Consider the following 19,401-nt stretch of genomic DNA (forward strand, 5'->3'; position numbering starts at 1 on the left):
TAAAGGAGTTACCGATTCTTTTTGGTATTTAACCGCTCCGTGACAATTGCAGCCATGGAGTCAGGTGTTTCGTGCGTCCAGAACCTCAGCACCTCCCAGCCTGCCTCAATCAGCAGCGTGGTTACCCGCTCATCCCAGGTGCGGTTGCTGTTGAGCTTTTCTACCCACCAGTTCTCGTTAGCTTTCGGAATCGTACCGTGATATGGACAACCGTGCCAAAAACATCCGTCTACGTAGACTGCGACCTTTTCGCTAGGGAACGTAATGTCGATATTGGAGCGCCCCATGGCTGTAGCCTTGGGTTTGTAGTGAATTCGATACCGCAGCCCTGCTGCAAATAGTAACTTGCGCAAAGCCAGCTCCGGAGCTGTGTCTTTCGTACGCACACGCTTCATCACAGCCGACACCAGTTCCGAGGAAGGTGCAGGCCGAGACGATGAAAGTTTTGTCACAGGTTCGGTCGGAGTGCAGCCTTAAGGCTGGACGCGATGGTACGCATCATTTCCGGAGGTACGGCGTTGCCGATCTGCGTTGCCACTTGGCTAGCGTTGCCGTGGAACACGTAATCATCCGGGAAGGATTGGAGACGGGCGGCCTCACGCAACGTGATGGCTCGATTTTGCTCAGGATGAGCGTATCTACCCCGGGTTATATCCGTGCAACCGGTAGTCAGCGTAGGAGCAATGCCATTCCATGCCATACGGCCATAGGTATCCGAGAAGGAGCCTTTCTTCGTGGAGTTCTTATGGCAAGCCAATTGAAGGTGCGGAGGTAGGGATTCGCGGCCACCACCGTCTACGGGAATATGCCGCAGACGCTCGATGTTTAACGGCGAATGCTTACGGGCGTAGTGGAGAGGGTCCGCGCCTGCTGATTCACGCCCCACGGGAGGCACTGGAAGATCCCGAAGAACCTGACCAACCGTTCTCTTACTGGTCCGCGCAATGTTTGTCGCCTTCTCAAGCGAGACGCCTTTTGCGGCTACGAGAATCATACGAGTACGGCGCTGGGGAACACCTAACTCCGAGGCATCCACACGCATCGGCTCGGCCACATCGTATCCCTCAGTGCGAAGCCACGCAGTGAATCCATCAAAGATGTCGGTGGAAGCCAGCCCAGGAACATTTTCGAGGAAGACCAGCGAAGGGCTGAAGCGCTTGATGAACTTTTGTGATTCCTCAACCAAGTTATTCCGGGAGTCGTCCTTGCTCTTATGACGATTCTGGCTGCTGAAGGGCTGGCAGGGAGCACACACGACCAAAAGGTCGAGCTTACCTGGGATGAGGTCAGCGAACTCCTCAGGATCAACCTGACGGATGTCCTTTTCCAGCAAGCGGACTTTATCGTGGTTCGCGCGATAGGTCCGGCATGCTCCCGCGTCGAAGTCGACGGCACCAACTACGTTGAAGCCAGCTTGCTTCAATCCCAAAGAAACGGCTCCGGACCCGCAGAACAAATCCAGAGCAATAGGCTTTTGAGAGCGCTTAGCCATGAGGGAATCCCTAACGAGTTAGTGTGCGTCCTACACCCAAAATCGTGACGGGTTACGGGAACATAATCTGGCGGAATACTAGGCGCAAGTAGCTGTAGAGTCTAGATTTTTTGCGGCTTTCAGCCGATGTGGATGCCCTGGGGAAACCGCCTTTTGATCCCTCCAGCGGCGTTAAAATCAGGTGACTACTTTTGGGTTTTTTTCCGGAAAGGTGTGCAGTAGTGAGTAGGGGTAAACGCTGAAAGCCCCTTCCTATGGTGATCACTGGGGCAGTGAGATGCTTTGCTGGAGATTCATAATGCTGATGTCCCAGGTTCAAGTCCCGGTGTAGCCACCAGACAAAACAAGGGGTTAGCGAAAGCTAGCCCCTTTTTTGTTTGTGCCGGTGACTACGCCCTGTCTACAGACGAAATCCTATTACCCCCGCCCGCTCCAGGGATCGATTAAAGCCACTCCCAATGGCTCGAAATGACGGGTATTGCGAGTCGCGATGACTGCATCGTGTAGCCGTCCAATCGCAGCGATCTGCGCGTCTGCCATATCTACTATCCGCCCCTTCGCTTCGGTTGCGGCTGCAATCTCTGCATAGTGGACGGCTGCGCCTGCATCAAACGGCAGAATATTGCCGGCGAAATCTTCGTCAAACATGGCCGAGGCAATGTCGAACAGCCCTTGTTTTCGCTTGCCGTCCGGCATTCTGGCAATGCCATAAAGAATCTCCGCGACGGTGATCGCACTAATCGCTAACTCGCTCGCCGGCTGGGCGTCGACCCACTCAATTACTTGCGGTGCTGGCTTGGCTCGCATCAGCTCGGACAGCACATTGGTATCGAGCAGGATCATTCATCGAAGCTCGCTGCTCGGACCTTATCTTTTCGCTCAGGCAATGCGAGATCCGCACCGCCGACCGTAGCAAAACGGGAGTGAATGCGAGTACCCAGCCCACCACGCTTTTCCTGACGCGACAGGGCTTGCCGAATGATGATCCGGGCTTCTTCTTCCATCGAGCGCCCATGACTGGCAGCTACAACGCGCAACTGCGCCTTCAGGTCGTCGTCAAGGTTTCGGATCGTAATGCTGGCCATAGAATCTCCGAGTGAATGCAATGCAATCATTGATAGCATACCTGCAGGCACGTTAAACGGATACCACGGCATGACCGCTTTGGATAAACGGAGATAGGCGAAGCGCCGATTTCGGATGGTCCGGCGACAGGTGTGCATAGTGCATCGTCATCGTGATCGACGAGTGCCCCAGGATCCGTTGCAAGCCGAGAATGTCACCACCGGCCATCATGTAGTGACTGGCGAAGGTGTGCCGCAGGATGTGGGTCATTTGGCCCGGTGTGTCGAAGCCACAACGCTTGTAGGCACACCGGAAAGCCGACCGGCAGGGCATGAATAGCCGACCGTTCCCAGGCATGCCCACCTTCAACGCCAGATCTTCAACATCCTTCAGGATCGGCACGGATCTCGACTGGCGATTCTTGGTGCATGGTAATGTGCCTTGCCCCCATAGATCGCAAAGGCGTCTAGCCAAGCTAGCCGCTTTTTGTCGTTCCACCTATCCGCTGTTCCGTTTACCGAGGTAAACCATGCGTGACCATTTTGATGAGATTCGTGCCGAGCGGGATGTTCGTTCCGTGGAGCCGGCCGTTTACAACCGTGATCCCCATGCCGGGCTGTGGAAGCAGATCGCGTTGGGGATCGTGGTGGGTTATCTGGCGTTGGGTGTTTTAAGTGCCGTGGGTTGGGCGGTGTTTGTGCGTTTTGCGTTGGATAGTCTGCAGATTGCGGTGCCGTGAAGGTTGGGGCGATAGGCTAGTGAGCAGATTCTTGTGAAGGCCGCGGTATCAGCGGCCTGTGGCGCCTTAGGTAGCCGTTGACGCTATCCGTTGCGCGGCGCAGAATCGGCGCCATTTCGCGGGGAGCGATCCTCCGCTAGCGGTTTTCTTGGGTGTCTTAAGGGCGTGTGATGAATACGTTGCTATCTGCGGTCTCGGTGATCGTTTGTGTGCTGGCAATCGGTGCGGGTGTGATGCTGGATGTTCGGCACAAGCCGAGCGATGAGGCGAAGCGGGCGTATACCGCGGAGCGTGTGAACGAGATGCTGCGGCGCGGCACCAAGCAGGGCTGAGCCGGCAGGCAAGGCTGAAGCGTGAAAAAAGGCGGCCCGAGGGTCGCCTTTTTTATGCCTGAAAAAAGCCGGGCGCGAGGCCCGGCGAAGTCTAACGAGGAGGGTGCTGCGGCGTGGTGCTTACCAGAGCGGCAGGCTGTAGCTGACGATAAAGCGGTTCTCGTCCAGGTCGCTGCCGAAGTTGCTGCGGGTGGTGGCGTTGCGCAGGCGCAGGCCGAGGTTCTTCAGCGGGCCGCTCTGGAACACGTAGGCGAGGTCGGTATTGCGCTCCCAGGTCTTGCCTTCGCTGGCGCCGGGGCCGCGGTCGACGTTGTCGCCGGAGAGGTAGCGCGTCATCAGGCTCAGGCCGGGGATGCCCATGGCGGCGAAGTCGTAGTCGTAGCGAACCTGCCAGGAGCGTTCGTCCTCGTTGCCGAAGTCGTTGATCTGCACCAGGTTGACCAGCGAGTTGTCGCTACCGGCGATGTAGGCGAAGCCGGTGTCGCCGTTGAGCTGCTGATAGCCGGCGCCGAAGGCGTGGCCGCCGAGCTTGTAGGTAAACATGGCGCCGAAGGCATCGGTGTCGACATTGCTGCCGCCGTCGTCGGTCTGGTGCACGTAGCGCAGGTCGGTCTTGAAGCTTTGCTTGTCGCCAAGCGGCAGCACGTGGACCAGGCCGAAGTTGTGTTCCTTGTAGATGCCGTCCAGCCCGCCGTAGAAGTAGCTGGTGCTCAGCTCCGGCGACCAGGCGTAGCGCGCGCCGGCGAAGAGGAATTCGTCGCTGCTGGTCTGGCTGCCGAACTGGATGTTGCGGCGGCCGCCGTTGAAGGCGGTCATTTCCTCGTTATCGGAGGAGTTGCGCTGGTTGACGCGGTCGAGCTTGCCGACGTCCAGGGTCAGGCCTTCGATCTCCTTGCTTTGCAGCCAGGCGCCGCGATAGGTCTGCGGCAGCAGGCGGCTGTCGTTGCGCATCACCACCGGCAGGATGGGTTGCAGGGTGCCGACGTGCAGGGTGGTGGCGGACAGTTTGGCCTTGGCCGTCACACCGGCGGAGCCGTAGTCGTCCTGGGCACGGTTGGGGGCGTCGCGGTCGCTCTGCAGGATGCCGGTGCCGACGCGGTCGGGGCTGGAGTCGAGCTTCACGCCGAGCAGGCCGATGGCGTCCACACCGAAGCCGATCGGGCCTTCGGTGTAGCCGGATTCCATTTTCAGCATGAAGCCCTGGGCCCATTCTTCGGCCTTGGACTGACCGTCGCCGGAGCGGAAGTCGCGGTTCATGTAGAAGTTGCGCAGGTCGATGCTGGCCTTGCTGTCTTCGACGAAGGCGGCGCTGGCGGGGTGGGAGGCGATCACTACGACGCCGCCGCAGAGAATGTAACAGAGGGATTTGTGGTGCAGTCGCATGGTATTTCCTCTTGTTGTTGTTTTTGGGCCGCTCTCGGGCGGCTACAGGGCATAGAGCGAAAGGCGTGCCAGTGGCGGAAATAGCCGGCCTGTTCGGCTGGATGGCTCGTGCCAGAGCGCTTGCGCTTTGGAATGGCATGGCTCGGGAGCGGCATGGGAAGCGTCCGGCTGGCTGGACATGTATGGCGCGCGGCCAGCTTTGGCGAGGCGGTGTCCAGCGCGGCGGACGGTTGGAGGAGGGCGCCGGCCGGGTAGCCGGCGCCGGTTCAGATGCTAGCGGGTGCCCTTGCGGCTCTGCACGCAGACGAAGCTCGATGCGGCATTGACGTCGCCCTTGCCAACGTACTTCGGCCAGCCGGGGTATTCGCACAGCGGGCGGGTGCGGCCGGGCACGCCGACGCTGTCGGCAACGACCTGCCGGCGCGGCGCACGGCCCTGTTCGACCCAGTCTTCCAGTGCGCTCAGCGAATCCCAGGCGGCGTTGAACACGGTGCTGGCGGCGTGGCCGTAGCCGGGGATCTCGTAGTAGCGCAGGAAGCGCTGCGTCTTGCCTGGGCCCATGTCGCGACGCACGCGCTCGTAGTACTCGGCGGTGGCGCGGGTGCTCACCAGCTGGTCGGAAGTGCCGTGTGCCATGAGGATCTTGCCGCCGTTGCGGGCGAAGGCGGACAGGTCGGTCCGGTTGACGTCCTGGCGCAGCGACAGCTCGCTGATGCGCGCCTGCCACGGGCCGGGGTTCTGCGGGTCGAGGGTCAGCGAGTTGAAGGTGGGGTTGCGCGTCACGAAGAAGCGCACCCATTCATCCCAGAACCCCGAGTGGTAGGGCGCGCCCTCGGCGAAGCCGGTGCCGTGCACGGGCATCGGGTAGCTCGGCTGCAGGGTGTTGAGGCCGAGGCGGTTGACCACCAGCTGCAGGCCTTCACCCGGCCGGCCGAGGTCGGTGCCCCAGGTGTTGAAGCCGGGGTAGTGGGTTTCGCCGCTGGCCAGCCGGAAGTTGAAGCGGATCGGCGTGTTGAACACCCGCAGCGCCTGGATCTGCGCATCCGACAGGCAACGTTGCGAGGTGTCGGCACCGCCCGGGCAGCGCAGCGGTTTGCCGTTGAGCCTGGCGCGGGCCGGGTCGAACTGCGCGTTGCAGGCGGCCTGATGGCTGATCACGCCGTCGCGCACGCCATCCAACTTGTCGCAGGCCTGCATCGCGGCTTCCAGCAGTGCGGCACGTTTCTCCAGGCTGGGAAAGGCGCCGGGCTGGGCGAGGGCGCGGGTGATGCGGCCGAACTGCAGGTCCAGCGCCAGGGCGTTGTAGGCGGGGTAGAGGACGATGGCGCCGTTGAAGTCGGTCGGCCATTGCTGCACCACGGCCAGCGCCTCGCGGCCACCGGTGGAGCCGCCAGCGAAATAGCTGCGCTCGGGCGCGGCGCCGTAGCGCTGTTCGATCAGGTAGACGGCGGCATCGCGCGTTTTCTTCAGCGCGTCGTGGGCGTAGTTGGCCAGGGCTTCGTCGTTCCAGGCGAAGGAGCCGGGGCTCAGCGGATCGGCGACATGCCCGGAATCGCTGCCGAACACTGCGTAGCCGCGGCCGAGCGGCGTGGGTTGATCGACCGGGCCGGCGGGTACGTTGCCGGCGACGTTCGGCACCGTGCCGTTGTAACCGCCGCCGCCGAACATCATCGCCTTGCGGTTCCACTGCTCGGGCAGCACCAGGCGCATGCGTATTGCCGGTGCGGCGGGGTCGAGCGGGCGAATCTCGGCGCTGAGGTCGCAGTAGGCGCCGAACGTCTGCGGTGCGCTGCCGCCAGCCGCGATAGGGGTCGCTGCGGTGACGCGCGCACCGCTGGTAGGTAGGCCTAAGGCCTGGGCCGGTATCTCGCGGCCAAGCAGTTCGGTGCAGGTCGCCGCCTGAGCGGCTTCGGCGGCAAGCAACGCCAAGGCCAGTGGCGTCAGGCACAGCGCGCGGCGGGTAAACGGATTGCTACGGATAGGCATCATTGGGCTTCCTTCTTGTTGTTGTCGAGCCGGTGCGCCGGTCGGGCGCAAGAGCGCTCAAGCCAATGGCATGCCAGCGGCTGGAAGGAAGGGGGTGGCAGGCGATGGTCGGTCATCGCCGCTGGGGCGAGGGCTCTATGGCGCGGAAGAAGGGAGATCGGGAGAAGGAGGCGAGGCGTCCAGCGCGGTGGATCGCACGTGAAGTGATGTCCGGCGCGCTGGACGACTGTCCGCAACGCCGGACATGGCGCTGTCAGTTGTAGCGGCCGTTGATTCCACCGACGCTGTAGCGCCCGGCGCCAAGCAGCATGATGGCCAGCGCGCCGAACAGGAACAGCCCCTGCAATTCGATGGCCCAGCCGCCCATCGGCCCGATGTCGAACAATTCGGCCTGGTGCGCCAGGGCCAACGCGACGACCATGTTGCCCAGCATCAGCAGGCCACCGAGGCGGGTGTAAACGCCAAGGATCACCAGCAGCGGCCCGACCACCTCACCCAGGTAGACGCCGTAGGCGAGAAACGTCGGCAGGCCCATGCCGCCGAGCATGCCGGCGATGCCATCGACGCCGTGCAACAGTTTGTGGATGCCGTGCATCAGCATCAGCACGCCGACTGCCAGTCTGAGAACCAGTTTGCCTGCATCGTCTGTCATCGTTGCCCGTCCCATTGCGGCGCCGGGAATCGGCGGCCCTGACTCCACTGTAGATCAGTCGCTGTGACATTGCCGACTCGCCACTGGCGGCCAGCCCTCGGACTAGACCGCTCAGCGCTGGCTCAGGCCGTGTTGCTGCAGCTTGCTGTAGAGGCTGGCGCGGGAGATGCCGAGTTCCATCGCGGCACGGCGGCGGTTGCCCTTGCAGGCGAGCAATGCACTTTGCAGGGCGCGGCGCTCGGCCTGGGCGATGGTCTGGGCCAGTGGTTGCAGCGGGAGTTCTTCGATATCGGCTGCCGGCACGGCCTGCGCTGGCGCTGGTACGGCAGCGACATAGGCCGGTGCGTCCGCGGAACGGGCCTGATCGCCAAGCAATGGCATCAAATGCGCCGCCTGCAACTGCGGGCCATCGGCGGACAACTGCGCACGCTCCAGCAGGTTGCCCAGCTCACGCACGTTGCCGCGCCAGGGCTGTGCGCAGAGCAGTGCCAGCGCCTCGGGGCTCAGCTCCATGGGCGGCTGGCCGGAGCGGTTGGCGATGTCGTCGAGCAGGTGTTCGACCACGGCGGGGATGTCGCTGCTGCGCTCACGCAACGGCGGTACGCGCAGGGCGAGGACATTGAGGCGGTAGTAAAGGTCGTCGCGGAACTGGCCGGCGGCGACCTTGGCTTCCAGGTCGATATGCGTCGCGGCAATCACCCGCACGTTGAGCGCCTTGACCTGATTGGAGCCCAGCGGCTCGACCTCCTGTTCCTGCAGCACACGCAGCAGCTTGGCCTGCAGCGGCAACGGCAGGTCGCCGATCTCGTCGAGGAACAGCGTGCCGCCATTGGCCACCTCGAACTTGCCGATGCGCGCCTTGCGGTCAGCGCCGGTAAAGGCGCCGGGGGCCGTGCCGAACAGTTCGGCCTCGACCAGGCTTTCCGGAATCGCCGCGACGTTGACCGCGACGAAGGGCCCGCGCGCCCGCGGCGAGAGGTTATGGATGCCCTGGGCCAGCAGCTCCTTGCCGGTGCCGGTCTCGCCACGCAGCAGCACCGTGGCATCGAGCTGCGCGGCGCGCCGGGCCTGACGCTTGATCTCGCTGGCGGCCGGGCTGTTGCCGATGAAACCGGCGATGGTGTAACGCGCCCGACGTGCCTTGGCCAGTTCGTTCTGGGTAGCGACCAGCTGAGTCTGCAGGCTGGTGTACTTGGACATCAGCGGCTTGAGATGCCGCGCGCGGTCGAACAGCACGAAGCCCAGCGCGCCGACCAGGGTGCCGTCCTCGTCGCGCAGCGGAATGCGGGTGACCACGAAGTGCTCGTCGCCGAAGGCCATCAGGTCGATCATGCTCGGCTGGCCGCTTTCCACCACCTCGCGCAGGCGGCTGGCCGGCAGCACTTCCTCGATCTCCTTGCCGAGCACGCTGGACGGATCGCGGATGCCGACCTTCTCGGCGTACTTGTCGTTGATCCAGACGATGCGCGCCTGACGGTTGACCGCGATGGTGCCCTCGCACTGCGCGTTGAGGTGATCGAACAGCAGCGGCATGGCCACGGCACGGAAGCGTTCCGGGGAAACGCCGACGATCAGGCCGTGGTTGTCGAGTGCGTCGCGGGCAATGCTCATGGGCAGTCAGGTCCGTTCTGGGGCGACCGATTATGGTTGGCCCCGGCTGCCACGGGCAAGGCAGCCGGGCTTGCTCACGGCTGGGAATACACTTCGTTGGGCAGCCAGGTGGCCAGCGGGGCGAAGTAGAACACCAACGCCAGGCCGATCAGCTGGATGACGATGTAGGGCAGCACGCCGAGGTAGACATCGCGGGTGGTGATGCCCGGCGGGCAGACACCCTTGATGTAGAACAGCGCGAAGCCCACCGGAGGCGTGAGGAACGAGGTCTGCAGGCAGAGTGCGAAGAGAATCGCGAACCACAGCGGATCGACGCCCATGGAGAACAGCACCGGCGCCACCAGCGGCAGGATGATCAGGGTGATCTCCACCCAGTCGAGGAAGAACCCCAGCAGGAAGGTGATCGCCAGCACGGTAAGCAGCACGCCGGTCTGGCCGAACGGCAGGCCGGTCAGCGCTGCGCGGATCACGTCATCGCCACCCAGGCCACGCAGCACGGCGGCGAACACCGTGGCGCCGATGAATATGCCGAAGATGAACGCGGCGGTGCGGCTGGTCTGGTACAGCGCATCCTTTAGCACCGGCAGATTGAGGCGGCGGCTGGCCGCGGCCATTAGCAACGCACCGAAGGCGCCGACCGCTGAAGCCTCGGTGGTGGTGGCGATGCCGAAGAAGATCGAGCCGAGCACGGCGAAGATCAGCGCCAGCGGCGGCACCACGGCCCAGAACACGTCGAGCAGGGCACGGGCGTCGAGTTTCGGCCGGTTGGCCGGGGCCGGGGCGAAGTCCTTCTTCAGCCAGGCGACGATCACGATGTAGAGGATGTACATCAGCGCCAGCATCATTCCGGGGATCAGCGCGCCCATGAACAGCTTGCCCACCGAGGCTTCCGAGGTGCCGAGGCGGTCGGCCATCAGCACCAGCATGATGCTCGGCGGAATGAGGATGCCCAGCGTGCCCACCGAGCAGGCGGTGCCCACCGCCAGGCTCTTGTTGTAGTTGGCCTGCAGCATCGGCCCGATGGAGAGCATGCCGAGCAGCGCCACCGAGGCACCGACGATGCCGGTGGACGCAGCCAGCAGGATGCCTACCACCACCACCGTCACCGCGTAGCCGCCGCGCAGCGGGCCGAGTACGCGCACCAAGCTGTGCATCAGGCGTTCGGCGATGCCCGAGCGGTCGAGCATGATGCCCATGAAGATGAACAGTGGCAGGGCGACCATCAGCTCGTTGGCGACGATGCCGTAGATGCGCGCGTCGAGCACGCCGATGGTGCCGTCCCAGGTGAACCAGAGATTGGCGTCGAAGTGTTCGACCAGCACATAGCCAACCACGGCGAACAGCAGGCCGATGCCGGCCAGCGACCAGGCGACCGGGAAGCCGAGCAGCAGCAGGCCCATGAAGCTGGCGAACATGGCGATGACGAGGATTTCTTCCAGACCCATGATTGCGACTACTCCATCAGGGCTGCGAACGAGTGCGGTCGCGCTCGTCCGAGGGGGCCATCAGGGCCCGCGGGAAATTGAACAGCAGGGTGCTGCAGCGCAGCGCGCGGGACAGCAGCGCCAGCGCCACCAGCATGAGGCCGATGGGCAGCACGCTCTTGAATATGAAGCGGTAGGGCAGCCCGCTGGGCGCCTGGGAGCGTTCGTTGTAGAGGTAGGCTTTGTAGGCGTAGGGGACCAACGCATCGATCATCAGTGCAATGACCGGCAGGGCTAGCAGCGCGATGGCGATCAGCTCGATCCAGGCCTGGCTGCGCAGGCTGAAGCGCTCGCGCAGCACGTCGACGCGCACATGGTCGTCGCGCACCACGGCATAGGCGAGGGCGAGCATCAGGGCTGCGCCGAACAGGTGCCAGGACAGTTCCTCCAGCGCAATGGAACCGCGCGAGAGGGCGAAGCGGCTGAACACGTTGGCCAGCACGACCAGCAGAACCGCCAGCCAGAGCCAGGCGCTGGCCTGGCCGATGGCAACCAGCAGGCGGTCCAGCGGCCGCGAAATACGGTTGTACGGCAGCGCGTCGGGCGCTGGCGCATCGGGAGAGACGGGCTTGAAGGACACGGCGACCTCGGAATCTCGACAAAAGGGATAGGAGGCGGGCACGTCGCCGTGCCCGCCGGCTGGCAAGCCGTCAGTCGTACTTGTAGAAGTCGCGCGGCAGGTAGCCCATGCCGTGCCAGATCGAGTGGTGCTTCATGAACTCGCGCTGGCTGGTCAGCACGCGCTTGAACATCTCGTCCTTGGCGGCCATCTCGTCGAGCACTTCATCGGTGACCTTCTGCAGCTCGCGCAGTACCGGCTCGGGCAGCACCTGGGCCTTCACGCCCTGCTTCTGGTAGTCACGCAGCGCGGTCGGCTGAGCCCACTCGCTTTCGGCGAAGCCCTTGAGCGTGGCCGATTCGCAACCCATCTCGATGAGCGCGCGGCTCTCCGGCTTGAGCTTGTCCCAGACGTCCTTGTTCACCAGCAGGTGCGAGGTGGTCAGCGTCTGGTGCCAGCCGGGCATGATGTAGTTCTTGATGATCTGGTCCAGGCCCAGCATCTTGTCCACCGCCGGCTGCGAGAACTCGGTGGCGTCGATGGTCTTGCGCTCCAGCGCCTGGTAGATCTCGCCGCCCGGCACCATGGTCACCGAGGCGCCGAGCTTTTCCAGCACCTTGCCGCCGATGCCGGCGAAGCGGATACGCAGGCCGTCGAAGTCCTCCAGCTTCTCGATGGGCTTGGCGAACCAGCCGGCTCCCTCCGGGCCGATGATGCTGCACAGCATCGGGTGGATGTTGCGCTGGGCGTAGATTTCCTCAAGCAGCTTCTTGCCGTCACCCTGGTAGTACCAGGCCAGGTGCGCCGGCGGCTCCATGTTGAACGGCGCGCCGGAGTACAGCGGCAGGGCCGGGATGGTGCCCTGGTCGTAGCCGATCCAGGTGTAGCCGGCCGGATACTTGCCGCTACTCACCGCATCCATGATCTCGAACGGCGGCACCAGCTCGCCCGGCTCGTAGTAGCGCAGCTGGATGTCGCCGCCCGAGACTGCCTTGAGCGATTCGGAAAGATGCTTGACCGGGGTGGAGAGGCCGATCAGGTGCGAGGGGAAGGCCAGCGGCACCTGCCAGCGGATCTTTTCCGCGGCGCTGGCGACGCCACTGAGCAGGCTGGCGCCGAGCAGGGTGGTGGCACCGATGGCGCAGGTGATACGGGAGAGTTTGTTCTTGGTCGACATGCAGGTTTCCTTCTTGTTGTTGTTCTGGTGCCCGAGGGCGGACGCGTAACTGCCCGTGGGTCGAGGGCGTTAACAGGCCAGAACAAGAACAGAGGCCGAGCCGATGCTGCCGATCCGGCGCCAGTCTTGTTCTTTGGTTTGTTCTGGCGTCGCAGGGTGGATTGCAGGTTCTGTGCCTATCTTGTGGGGCCGGCCGAAAGCGGGGATCGGTTGTGGTGCAGGTGTGGGGTGCGGATGAGGCGGTGGGCAGAAGGCGCGATCCTTCGATAGATGGTTATGGGCTGGCGTTGAGATGGCCGGTGGGCTGAAGCCCACCCTACAAGTGGTAGCGGAGCGCCCTGGGCCACTGCTTTGGTCGATCAACCGTAGGGTGGGCTTCAGCCCACCGATTTCGGATCGAAGCCGGCGTTCGAGCGTTCGGGACACTACGGAGAGTGTCCATTCCGGCAGACACCGGCACGGCCGAAAACCCGTGGTGTCTGCGATTCTGGAAAGTGTCCATTTTTCCGGACGGGCTGTTTGCTGTGGCGCGCAATAAAAAGGCGTTGCGCTTGGCGCGACGCCTGACGGGATGAATCTATCGGGTAAGCGAAGCGATCAGCTGGCGGCTTGCTTGGCCAGGGTGCTTTCCAGGGCGCTGCGGCAGCGTTCCTCGGCTGTGTCCAGCTCAAGCTGCATCTGCTGGATGTCGAGCAGTTGCTGCTCCAGCTGCTGGCGGCGATCGGCGATCATCTGCAGCATGATGTTCAGCTGCTTCTGGTTGCCGGCCTTGGGGTCGTAGAGCTCGATCAGCGTCTTGCATTCCGCCAGCGAGAAGCCGATGCGCTTGCCGCGCAGGATCAGCTTCAGCGCGACGCGATCCTTGCCTGAATAGATGCGTTCCTGACCGCGGCGGGTCGGCGTGAGCATGCCCTGTTCTTCATAGAAACGGATGGCGCGGGTGGTGATGTCCAGCTCGTTGGCCAGGTCGGAAATGCTGTAGGTCTGTTTAGCCATGATTCCTTCCGATCATCCTCTGTCGCGCCCGGTGATCCGGGCGCGTATGTCTGCCCCGCGCCGTGTGATTCGCTCAGGGGCGTTCGACTGCCAAGGCTACTCCCTGACCACCACCGATGCACAGTGTTGCCAGGCCCTTGCGAGCGTCGCGGCGCTGCATCTCGTGCAGCAGGGTCACCAGGATGCGGCAGCCCGAGGCGCCGATCGGGTGACCGAGGGCGATGGCCCCGCCGTTCACGTTGACCTTATCGGCATCCCAGCCCAATTCCTTACCGACCGACAACGCCTGCACGGCGAAGGCTTCGTTGGCTTCGATCAGGTCCAGCTCGGCCAGCGTCCAGCCGGCCTTTTCCAGGCAGCGACGGGTGGCGGTGACCGGGCCGATGCCCATGACCGCCGGGTCGACGCCGGCGTTGGCGTAGCCGGCGATCTTGGCCAGCACCGGCAGGCCCAGGGCCTCGGCCTTGCTGGCGCTCATCAGCACCACCGCAGCGGCGCCGTCGTTTAGGGTCGAAGCGTTGCCGGCGGTGACGCTGCCGTCTTTCTTGAACGCTGCGCGCAGGCCGCCGAGGGAGTCGGCCGTGGTGCCGGCGCGGGGCTGTTCGTCACGGGCGAAGGCGACCGGGTCGCCCTTGCGCTGGGGAATCATGACCGGGGTGATCTCGGCATCGAAGCGACCGCTTTCGATGGCCGCCGCGGCACGCTGCTGCGACTGCGCGGCGAAGGCGTCCTGCTGCGCACGGTCGATGCCGTACTTGTCGGCCAGGTTCTCCGCGGTGATGCCCATGTGGTAGTCGTTGAAGGCGTCCCACAGGCCGTCGGTGATCATGCTGTCGACCATCTGCGCGTGGCCCATGCGCAGGCCGGTGCGCGCGCCGGGCATGACGTAGGGCGCCAGGCTCATGTTCTCCATACCGCCAGCTATGACCACATCGGCGTCGCCGCAGCGGATCGCCTGCACGGCCAGGTGCACGGCCTTGAGGCCCGAGCCGCAGACCTTGTTCAGCGTCATGGACGGTACGGCGTGGGGCAGGCCGGCCTTGATCGAGGCCTGGCGCGCGGTGTTCTGCCCGGCGCCGGCGGTGAGCACGTGGCCGAGGATCACTTCGTCGACCTGGGCCGGGTCGATGCCGGTCTTTTCCAGCAGGGCGCGGATCACGGTGGCGCCCAGTTCGACCGCCGGCACATTGGCCAGCGCGCCCTGGAAACTGCCGATGGCGGTGCGGGTTGCAGCTACGATGACGACGTCTTGCATGACGGACTCCGAATAAAAAAGCGCTACGCCGGAGCGTAACGCGAGGGCCAGACACGCGGCCTGGCTCCGGGAAAGGGTGCCCTCGAACGACACGGCGGAAGCGGCCTGGTGGACCGGTCAATGCCGCAGTATACGGGCGGCTAAGTGACTGGCCAGTGCTGGCGCGGGTGTGTCTTCGCGGTCGCGTCGAGCGCTCGGGCTGGCCGGGAAAAACGCCGCTGGCTGTGCAGCCCGGAGCGGCGTTCCCGTACCGCGACTCAGCGCTGAATCGGGCTGCCGGTGGCCTCTTGCAGTTCGTCGAAGCTGACGCCTTCGGCCAGCTCGACCAGCTTCAGGCCCTGCTCAGTGACGTCCAGCACGCCGAGGTCGGTGATGATCCGGTCGACCACGCCGAGACCGGTCAGCGGCAGATCGCAAGCGGGCAGGATCTTGTGCGCGCCGCCCTTGGCGGTGTGCTCCATCAGCACCACGACGCGCTTGACGCCCGCTACCAGATCCATCGCGCCGCCCATGCCCTTGACCATCTTGCCGGGGATCATCCAGTTGGCCAGATCGCCTTTTTCCGACACCTGCATGGCGCCGAGGATGGCTAGGTTGATATGGCCGCCGCGGATCATGGCGAAGCTCTGCGCATTGTCGAAGAAGCTCGAGCCGGGCAGGGCGGTGACGGTCTGCTTGCCGGCGTTGATCAGGTCCGGGTCGATCTCTTCTTCGGTCGGGAAGGGGCCGATGCCGAGCAGGCCGTTCTCGCTCTGCAGCCAGACATCCATGCCTTCCGGGATATAGTTGGCGACCAGGGTCGGCAGGCCGATACCGAGGTTGACGTAGAAGCCGTCCTGCAGCTCCTGGGCGGCGCGCTGCGCCATCTGTTCACGTGTCCAGGCCATGGTCTCAGCTCCTCACCGTGCGTTTTTCGATGCGTTTTTCCGGGCTCGGGTTGTGCACGATGCGATGCACGTAGATGCCCGGCAGGTGGATCTGGTCCGGGTCCAGCTCGCCGGTCTCGACGATCTCCTCCACCTCGACGACGCAGACCTCGCCGGCCATCGCTGCCAGCGGGTTGAAGTTGCGCGCGGTCTTGCGAAACAGCAGGTTGCCGGCCTTGTCGGCCTTCCATGCCTTGACCAAGGCCAGGTCCGCGGTCAGCGATTCTTCCATCACGTACCACTCGCCGTTGAACTGGCGGGTCTCCTTGCCCTCGGCGACCAGCGTGCCGTAGCCGGTCTTGGTGTAGAACGCCGGTATGCCCGCGCCGCCGGCACGCAGCTTCTCGGCCAGGGTGCCCTGCGGGGTGAACTCCAGGGCCAGTTCGCCGGCCAGATATTGGCGTTCGAACTCCTTGTTCTCGCCCACGTAGGAGGAAACCATCTTGCTGATCTGCCGCGTCTCCAGCAGCAGGCCGAGGCCGAAGCCGTCGACGCCGGCGTTGTTGCTGATGGCAGTCAGGTCTTTCTTGCAGCTGTCGCGCAAGGCGGCGATCAGCTGCTCGGGGATGCCGCACAGGCCGAAGCCGCCGACGGCGATGGTCATGCCGTCCTCGACCAGGCCTTCCAGGGCGTGGGCGGCGCTGGGGTAAATCTTGTTCATGAATTACCTCTACTTGTTGTTCTGTCTGTGCCAGGTGGTCCGATAGATGGCCGCCCGACGAATAGGGTTTAGCAAGAACGGTGCCGCTATCCGGCGTGCCTGGCGCGGGCGACCCGCGAACCGTTGGCACGCCCCAGCAGCTGGCTGATGCGCTGGCCGGCGGCGATCAGTGCGTCGAGGTCGATGCCGGTGGCTATGTCCAGCCCGTTGAACATGTACAGCACGTCTTCGCTGGCGACATTGCCGCTGGCGCCTTTGGCGTAGGGGCAACCGCCGAGGCCGGCGACCGAGCTGTCGAACACCGCGATGCCTTCCAGCAGGCTCGCATAGATATTCGCCAGCGCCTGGCCGTAGGTGTCGTGAAAATGCCCGGCGAGTCGTTCGCGTGGCACTTCACGAGCTACCGTGTCGAATAGCGTGCGGGTCTTGCCCGGCGTGCCGGTGCCGATGGTGTCGCCCAGCGATACCTCGTAGCAGCCCATGGCGTACAGCTCGCGGGCGACCTCGGCAACCTTGGCCGGCGCCACTTCACCTTCATAGGGGCAGCCGAGCACGCAGGAAACGTAGCCGCGCACGCGAATGTCGTGCTCGCGGGCGGCCTCCATCAGCGGCGCGAAGCGTGCCAGGCTCTCGGCGATGGAGCAGTTGATGTTCTTTTGCGAGAAGGCTTCGGAGGCCGCACCGAACACCGCGACTTCCTTCACGCCGGCCTCGATGGCCGCCTCCAGGCCCTTCATGTTCGGCGTCAGCGCCGCGTAAGTGACCCCGGCCTTGCGCTGGATCTGCGCGAAGACTTCGGCGGAGCCCGCCATCTGCGGCACCCACTTGGGCGAGACGAAGCTGCCGACTTCGATATAGGACAGTCCGGCGGCGCTCAGGTCGTCGACCAGACGCACCTTGTCCGCCACGCTGATCGGCTGCTGCTCGTTCTGCAGACCGTCACGCGGGCCAACTTCGACCAGACGGACCTGTTTGGGCAGGCTCATATGTCCTCCATGGGTGAACGCTCTTCGAGCCTTCACCAGTGTCGTTGAATTGTGACGCTGCTTAAAGCCCACCGATGTAGCTGCAGGCCGACCGAAGTGCTCCGGCGCTGCTGGTGGGCTAAAGCCCACCCTACGGATCAAGCCTCTTCCATCTCCAGGAGCACCGCGCCTTCGCTGACCATCTCGCCTTCGCTGCAGAACAGGCTCTTGACCACGCCAGCCTGGGCGCTGCGGATGCTGTGTTCCATCTTCATCGCTTCCAGCACGATCAACGCGGTGCCGGCTTCGACATGCTGACCGGCCTCCACCAATACACGCACGATGCTGCCGTTCATTGGCGCGGTCAGGCCGCCGTGATGCTGGTGGCTGGCCTCGGCTTCGGCGATGGGGTCGAAGGCGCGCACGGCCAGCCATTCGCCGTTCCACTGCAGGTACAGCGCATCGTCCTGGCGGATCGCTTGGGGCGTGCGGACGTTTGGCTGCTGCGCTGCCGGATCGATCCTCAACCGGCGGCTCTCGCCATTGCACTGCAGGTGCAGGCTGATCTGCGCCGGCATGCCGAAACGCAGCCCGCTGCGCTTGGACCACGGCGAATGGGCATCGTCGTCGCGAACGGTAGTCGGTTCGGTCTGCACGAAGCACTCGGCAGCCTGTTGCCAGAAGGCATCGGAGAGCTCGCCAGCCGGACGCAGCAGTTCGCTTTCGTGGCGCGGGATAAAGCCGGTATCCAGCTCGGCCTCGGCAAAGGCGCGATGGCCGACGACGCGGCGCAGGAACGCGAGGTTGGTGCGCACGCCGCCGACGGCGGTCTCGTCGAGCATGGCCAAGAGGCGCAGCCGTGCTTCCTCGCGGTTCTCGCCCCAGGCGATCAGCTTGCCGAGCATCGGATCGTAGAACGGCGACACGGTATCGCCCTCGGCGACGCCGCTGTCGACGCGACGGCCAGGGCCATCTGCGGCTTCTCGATAGAGATCGAGGGTGCCGGTGGCAGGGAGGAAATCGTTGTCCGGGTCCTCGGCGTACAGCCGTACCTCGATCGCATGGCCGAGCAGCGGCACCTGCTCCTGGCTGATCGGTAGCGGCTCGCCACGGGCGACGCGAATCTGCCAGGCGACCAGATCGAGGCCGGTGATGGCCTCCGTGACCGGGTGCTCGACCTGCAGACGGGTGTTCATTTCCATGAAGAAGAATTCGCCACGGGCATCCAGCAGGAATTCCACGGTGCCGGCGCCGACGTAGCCGATGGCCTTGGCCGCCTTCACCGCGGCTTCGCCCATGGCACGTCGCAGCTCGGGGGATAAGCCGGGGGCCGGGGCCTCTTCGACCACCTTCTGATGGCGGCGCTGGATCGAGCAGTCGCGCTCGTTGAGGTACAGGCAGTTACCGTGCTGGTCGGCGAAGACCTGGATTTCCACATGGCGCGGCTTGAGCACGTATTTCTCGACCAGCATGCGCGAGTCGCCGAACGACGACTGCGCCTCGCGTTGGGCGGACGCCAGCGCCTCGGCTAGGTCCGCCTCGCGCTCGACCACCTTCATGCCCTTGCCGCCACCACCGGCGGTGGCCTTGAGCAGCACCGGGTAGCCGATCTTTTCCGCGGCAGCACGGAAGGTTTCCACGTCCTGCGCTTCGCCGTGGTAGCCCGGCACCAGCGGCACGCCGGCTTCTTCCATCAGCGCCTTGGCGGCGGACTTGCTGCCCATGGCGTCGATGGCGGAGGCGGGTGGGCCGAGGAAGATCAATCCGGCCTGTTCGATGGCGCGGGCGAACTCGGCGTTCTCCGAAAGAAAACCGTAGCCCGGGTGGATCGCCTGGGCGCCGCTGGCCTTGGCCGCTTCGACCAATTTGTCGATGCGCAGGTAGCTCTCGGCCGGCTTGGCGCCGCCCAGGTCGATGCGGATATCGGCTTCGCGGGCATGGCGCGCGCTGGCGTCGATGGCGCTGTGCACCGCAACGGTGGTCAGGCCCATGGCCTTGGCGGTGCGCATCACGCGGCAGGCGATCTCGCCGCGGTTGGCAACCAGGAGGGTGGTAATCATTGTTGTGGCTCCTGCGTGGCCTTCAGTGGGTTTCCCCTCACCCTAGCCCTCTCCCCTG

At 64.3% G+C, this 19,401-nt stretch carries 19 protein-coding genes and 1 pseudogene; 2 read left to right on the forward strand and 18 right to left on the reverse strand.

Translation table 11 applies throughout. The features are described from left to right. Positions 1–8: 8 nt before the first annotated feature. The 5 genes and pseudogenes from CXK91_RS21910 to CXK91_RS21930 all read right to left on the reverse strand — a co-directional run. Positions 9–395 (reverse strand): very short patch repair endonuclease, encoded by a 387-nt coding sequence (locus CXK91_RS21910; RefSeq protein ID WP_103458110.1) that lies wholly within the window; start codon positions 393–395, stop codon positions 9–11. A 53-nt stretch (positions 396–448) separates the two neighbouring features. Continuing rightward, complete coding sequence (locus CXK91_RS21915) at positions 449–1,492, reverse strand: DNA cytosine methyltransferase (protein ID WP_103458111.1); 1,044 nt, start codon at positions 1,490–1,492, stop codon at positions 449–451. Between the two features lie 417 nt (positions 1,493–1,909). Next, on the reverse strand, positions 1,910–2,335 hold the full coding sequence (locus CXK91_RS21920) for a type II toxin-antitoxin system VapC family toxin (protein WP_103458112.1): 426 nt from the start codon (positions 2,333–2,335) through the stop codon (positions 1,910–1,912). Beyond that, positions 2,332–2,577 (reverse strand): FitA-like ribbon-helix-helix domain-containing protein, encoded by a 246-nt coding sequence (locus CXK91_RS21925; protein ID WP_103458113.1) that lies wholly within the window; start codon positions 2,575–2,577, stop codon positions 2,332–2,334. Before CXK91_RS21925 ends, CXK91_RS21920 begins: the two co-directional genes overlap by 4 nt. Positions 2,578–2,629: 52 nt before the next feature. Further along, positions 2,630–3,015, reverse strand: a pseudogene (locus CXK91_RS21930) (tyrosine-type recombinase/integrase); the annotation flags it as partial. Positions 3,016–3,086: 71 nt separating this feature from the next. Here CXK91_RS21930 and CXK91_RS21935 point away from each other — a divergent pair. Both CXK91_RS21935 and CXK91_RS22780 read left to right on the forward strand, forming a co-directional pair. Beyond that, on the forward strand, positions 3,087–3,296 hold the full coding sequence (locus CXK91_RS21935; protein WP_103458114.1) for a hypothetical protein: 210 nt from the start codon (positions 3,087–3,089) through the stop codon (positions 3,294–3,296). A 170-nt stretch (positions 3,297–3,466) separates the two neighbouring features. Next, the gene (locus CXK91_RS22780; protein WP_181004004.1) at positions 3,467–3,628 is read left to right on the forward strand and encodes a hypothetical protein; all 162 of its coding nucleotides are present in this window, start codon (positions 3,467–3,469) and stop codon (positions 3,626–3,628) included. Between the two features lie 120 nt (positions 3,629–3,748). On the opposite strand, the gene CXK91_RS21940 is transcribed toward CXK91_RS22780, so the two are convergent. From CXK91_RS21940 to CXK91_RS22000, 13 genes are all read right to left on the reverse strand, one after another. Then, positions 3,749–5,011: an OprD family porin gene (locus tag CXK91_RS21940; protein ID WP_103458115.1), complete on the reverse strand. Its 1,263-nt coding sequence runs from the start codon at positions 5,009–5,011 to the stop codon at positions 3,749–3,751. 273 nt (positions 5,012–5,284) lie between these two features. Further along, positions 5,285–7,000, reverse strand: a complete 1,716-nt coding sequence (locus tag CXK91_RS21945) for a tannase/feruloyl esterase family alpha/beta hydrolase (RefSeq protein ID WP_103458116.1) — start codon at positions 6,998–7,000, stop codon at positions 5,285–5,287. A gap of 250 nt (positions 7,001–7,250) precedes the next feature. Further along, positions 7,251–7,649: a DoxX family protein gene (locus CXK91_RS21950; protein ID WP_103458117.1), complete on the reverse strand. Its 399-nt coding sequence runs from the start codon at positions 7,647–7,649 to the stop codon at positions 7,251–7,253. 111 nt (positions 7,650–7,760) lie between these two features. Continuing rightward, complete coding sequence (locus CXK91_RS21955; protein WP_103458118.1) at positions 7,761–9,260, reverse strand: sigma-54 interaction domain-containing protein; 1,500 nt, start codon at positions 9,258–9,260, stop codon at positions 7,761–7,763. A gap of 74 nt (positions 9,261–9,334) precedes the next feature. Continuing rightward, positions 9,335–10,705, reverse strand: coding sequence for a TRAP transporter large permease (locus CXK91_RS21960; RefSeq protein WP_103458119.1), 1,371 nt, complete (start codon positions 10,703–10,705; stop codon positions 9,335–9,337). Positions 10,706–10,721: 16 nt separating this feature from the next. Further along, on the reverse strand, positions 10,722–11,324 hold the full coding sequence (locus CXK91_RS21965) for a TRAP transporter small permease subunit (protein WP_103458120.1): 603 nt from the start codon (positions 11,322–11,324) through the stop codon (positions 10,722–10,724). Positions 11,325–11,394: 70 nt separating this feature from the next. Next, positions 11,395–12,480, reverse strand: coding sequence for a TRAP transporter substrate-binding protein (locus CXK91_RS21970; RefSeq protein ID WP_103458121.1), 1,086 nt, complete (start codon positions 12,478–12,480; stop codon positions 11,395–11,397). A gap of 597 nt (positions 12,481–13,077) precedes the next feature. Then, entirely contained in the window at positions 13,078–13,476 is a 399-nt protein-coding gene (locus CXK91_RS21975; protein WP_103458122.1) for a MerR family transcriptional regulator, read from the reverse strand. A gap of 73 nt (positions 13,477–13,549) precedes the next feature. Continuing rightward, positions 13,550–14,731, reverse strand: coding sequence for an acetyl-CoA C-acetyltransferase (locus CXK91_RS21980; protein WP_103458123.1), 1,182 nt, complete (start codon positions 14,729–14,731; stop codon positions 13,550–13,552). 257 nt (positions 14,732–14,988) lie between these two features. Continuing rightward, entirely contained in the window at positions 14,989–15,618 is a 630-nt protein-coding gene (locus CXK91_RS21985) for a CoA transferase subunit B (protein ID WP_003280093.1), read from the reverse strand. Positions 15,619–15,622: 4 nt separating this feature from the next. Next, positions 15,623–16,318, reverse strand: coding sequence for a CoA transferase subunit A (locus CXK91_RS21990; protein ID WP_103458124.1), 696 nt, complete (start codon positions 16,316–16,318; stop codon positions 15,623–15,625). Positions 16,319–16,404: 86 nt separating this feature from the next. Beyond that, positions 16,405–17,304 (reverse strand): hydroxymethylglutaryl-CoA lyase, encoded by a 900-nt coding sequence (locus CXK91_RS21995; RefSeq protein WP_103458125.1) that lies wholly within the window; start codon positions 17,302–17,304, stop codon positions 16,405–16,407. A 137-nt stretch (positions 17,305–17,441) separates the two neighbouring features. After that, complete coding sequence (locus tag CXK91_RS22000) at positions 17,442–19,343, reverse strand: acetyl/propionyl/methylcrotonyl-CoA carboxylase subunit alpha (RefSeq protein ID WP_103458126.1); 1,902 nt, start codon at positions 19,341–19,343, stop codon at positions 17,442–17,444. Positions 19,344–19,401 lie beyond the last annotated feature (58 nt).

This window comes from Stutzerimonas stutzeri, assembly GCF_002909485.1.
In the GTDB taxonomy this organism is placed as follows: Bacteria; Pseudomonadota; Gammaproteobacteria; order Pseudomonadales; family Pseudomonadaceae; genus Stutzerimonas; species Stutzerimonas stutzeri_AH.

What these genes read in the sequence shown, in the direction of transcription:
- CXK91_RS21910 (WP_103458110.1), bottom strand. Translation starts at nt 395, where the DNA reads ATGAAGCGTGTGCGTACGAAAGACACAGCTCCGGAGCTGGCTTTGCGC.
- CXK91_RS21915 (WP_103458111.1), bottom strand. Translation starts at nt 1,492, where the DNA reads ATGGCTAAGCGCTCTCAAAAGCCTATTGCTCTGGATTTGTTCTGCGGG.
- CXK91_RS21920 (WP_103458112.1), bottom strand. Translation starts at nt 2,335, where the DNA reads ATGATCCTGCTCGATACCAATGTGCTGTCCGAGCTGATGCGAGCCAAG.
- CXK91_RS21925 (WP_103458113.1), bottom strand. Translation starts at nt 2,577, where the DNA reads ATGGCCAGCATTACGATCCGAAACCTTGACGACGACCTGAAGGCGCAG.
- CXK91_RS21935 (WP_103458114.1), top strand. Translation starts at nt 3,087, where the DNA reads ATGCGTGACCATTTTGATGAGATTCGTGCCGAGCGGGATGTTCGTTCC.
- CXK91_RS22780 (WP_181004004.1), top strand. Translation starts at nt 3,467, where the DNA reads ATGAATACGTTGCTATCTGCGGTCTCGGTGATCGTTTGTGTGCTGGCA.
- CXK91_RS21940 (WP_103458115.1), bottom strand. Translation starts at nt 5,011, where the DNA reads ATGCGACTGCACCACAAATCCCTCTGTTACATTCTCTGCGGCGGCGTC.
- CXK91_RS21945 (WP_103458116.1), bottom strand. Translation starts at nt 7,000, where the DNA reads ATGATGCCTATCCGTAGCAATCCGTTTACCCGCCGCGCGCTGTGCCTG.
- CXK91_RS21950 (WP_103458117.1), bottom strand. Translation starts at nt 7,649, where the DNA reads ATGACAGACGATGCAGGCAAACTGGTTCTCAGACTGGCAGTCGGCGTG.
- CXK91_RS21955 (WP_103458118.1), bottom strand. Translation starts at nt 9,260, where the DNA reads ATGAGCATTGCCCGCGACGCACTCGACAACCACGGCCTGATCGTCGGC.
- CXK91_RS21960 (WP_103458119.1), bottom strand. Translation starts at nt 10,705, where the DNA reads ATGGGTCTGGAAGAAATCCTCGTCATCGCCATGTTCGCCAGCTTCATG.
- CXK91_RS21970 (WP_103458121.1), bottom strand. Translation starts at nt 12,480, where the DNA reads ATGTCGACCAAGAACAAACTCTCCCGTATCACCTGCGCCATCGGTGCC.
- CXK91_RS21975 (WP_103458122.1), bottom strand. Translation starts at nt 13,476, where the DNA reads ATGGCTAAACAGACCTACAGCATTTCCGACCTGGCCAACGAGCTGGAC.
- CXK91_RS21980 (WP_103458123.1), bottom strand. Translation starts at nt 14,731, where the DNA reads ATGCAAGACGTCGTCATCGTAGCTGCAACCCGCACCGCCATCGGCAGT.
- CXK91_RS21985 (WP_003280093.1), bottom strand. Translation starts at nt 15,618, where the DNA reads ATGGCCTGGACACGTGAACAGATGGCGCAGCGCGCCGCCCAGGAGCTG.
- CXK91_RS21990 (WP_103458124.1), bottom strand. Translation starts at nt 16,318, where the DNA reads ATGAACAAGATTTACCCCAGCGCCGCCCACGCCCTGGAAGGCCTGGTC.
- CXK91_RS21995 (WP_103458125.1), bottom strand. Translation starts at nt 17,304, where the DNA reads ATGAGCCTGCCCAAACAGGTCCGTCTGGTCGAAGTTGGCCCGCGTGAC.
- CXK91_RS22000 (WP_103458126.1), bottom strand. Translation starts at nt 19,343, where the DNA reads ATGATTACCACCCTCCTGGTTGCCAACCGCGGCGAGATCGCCTGCCGC.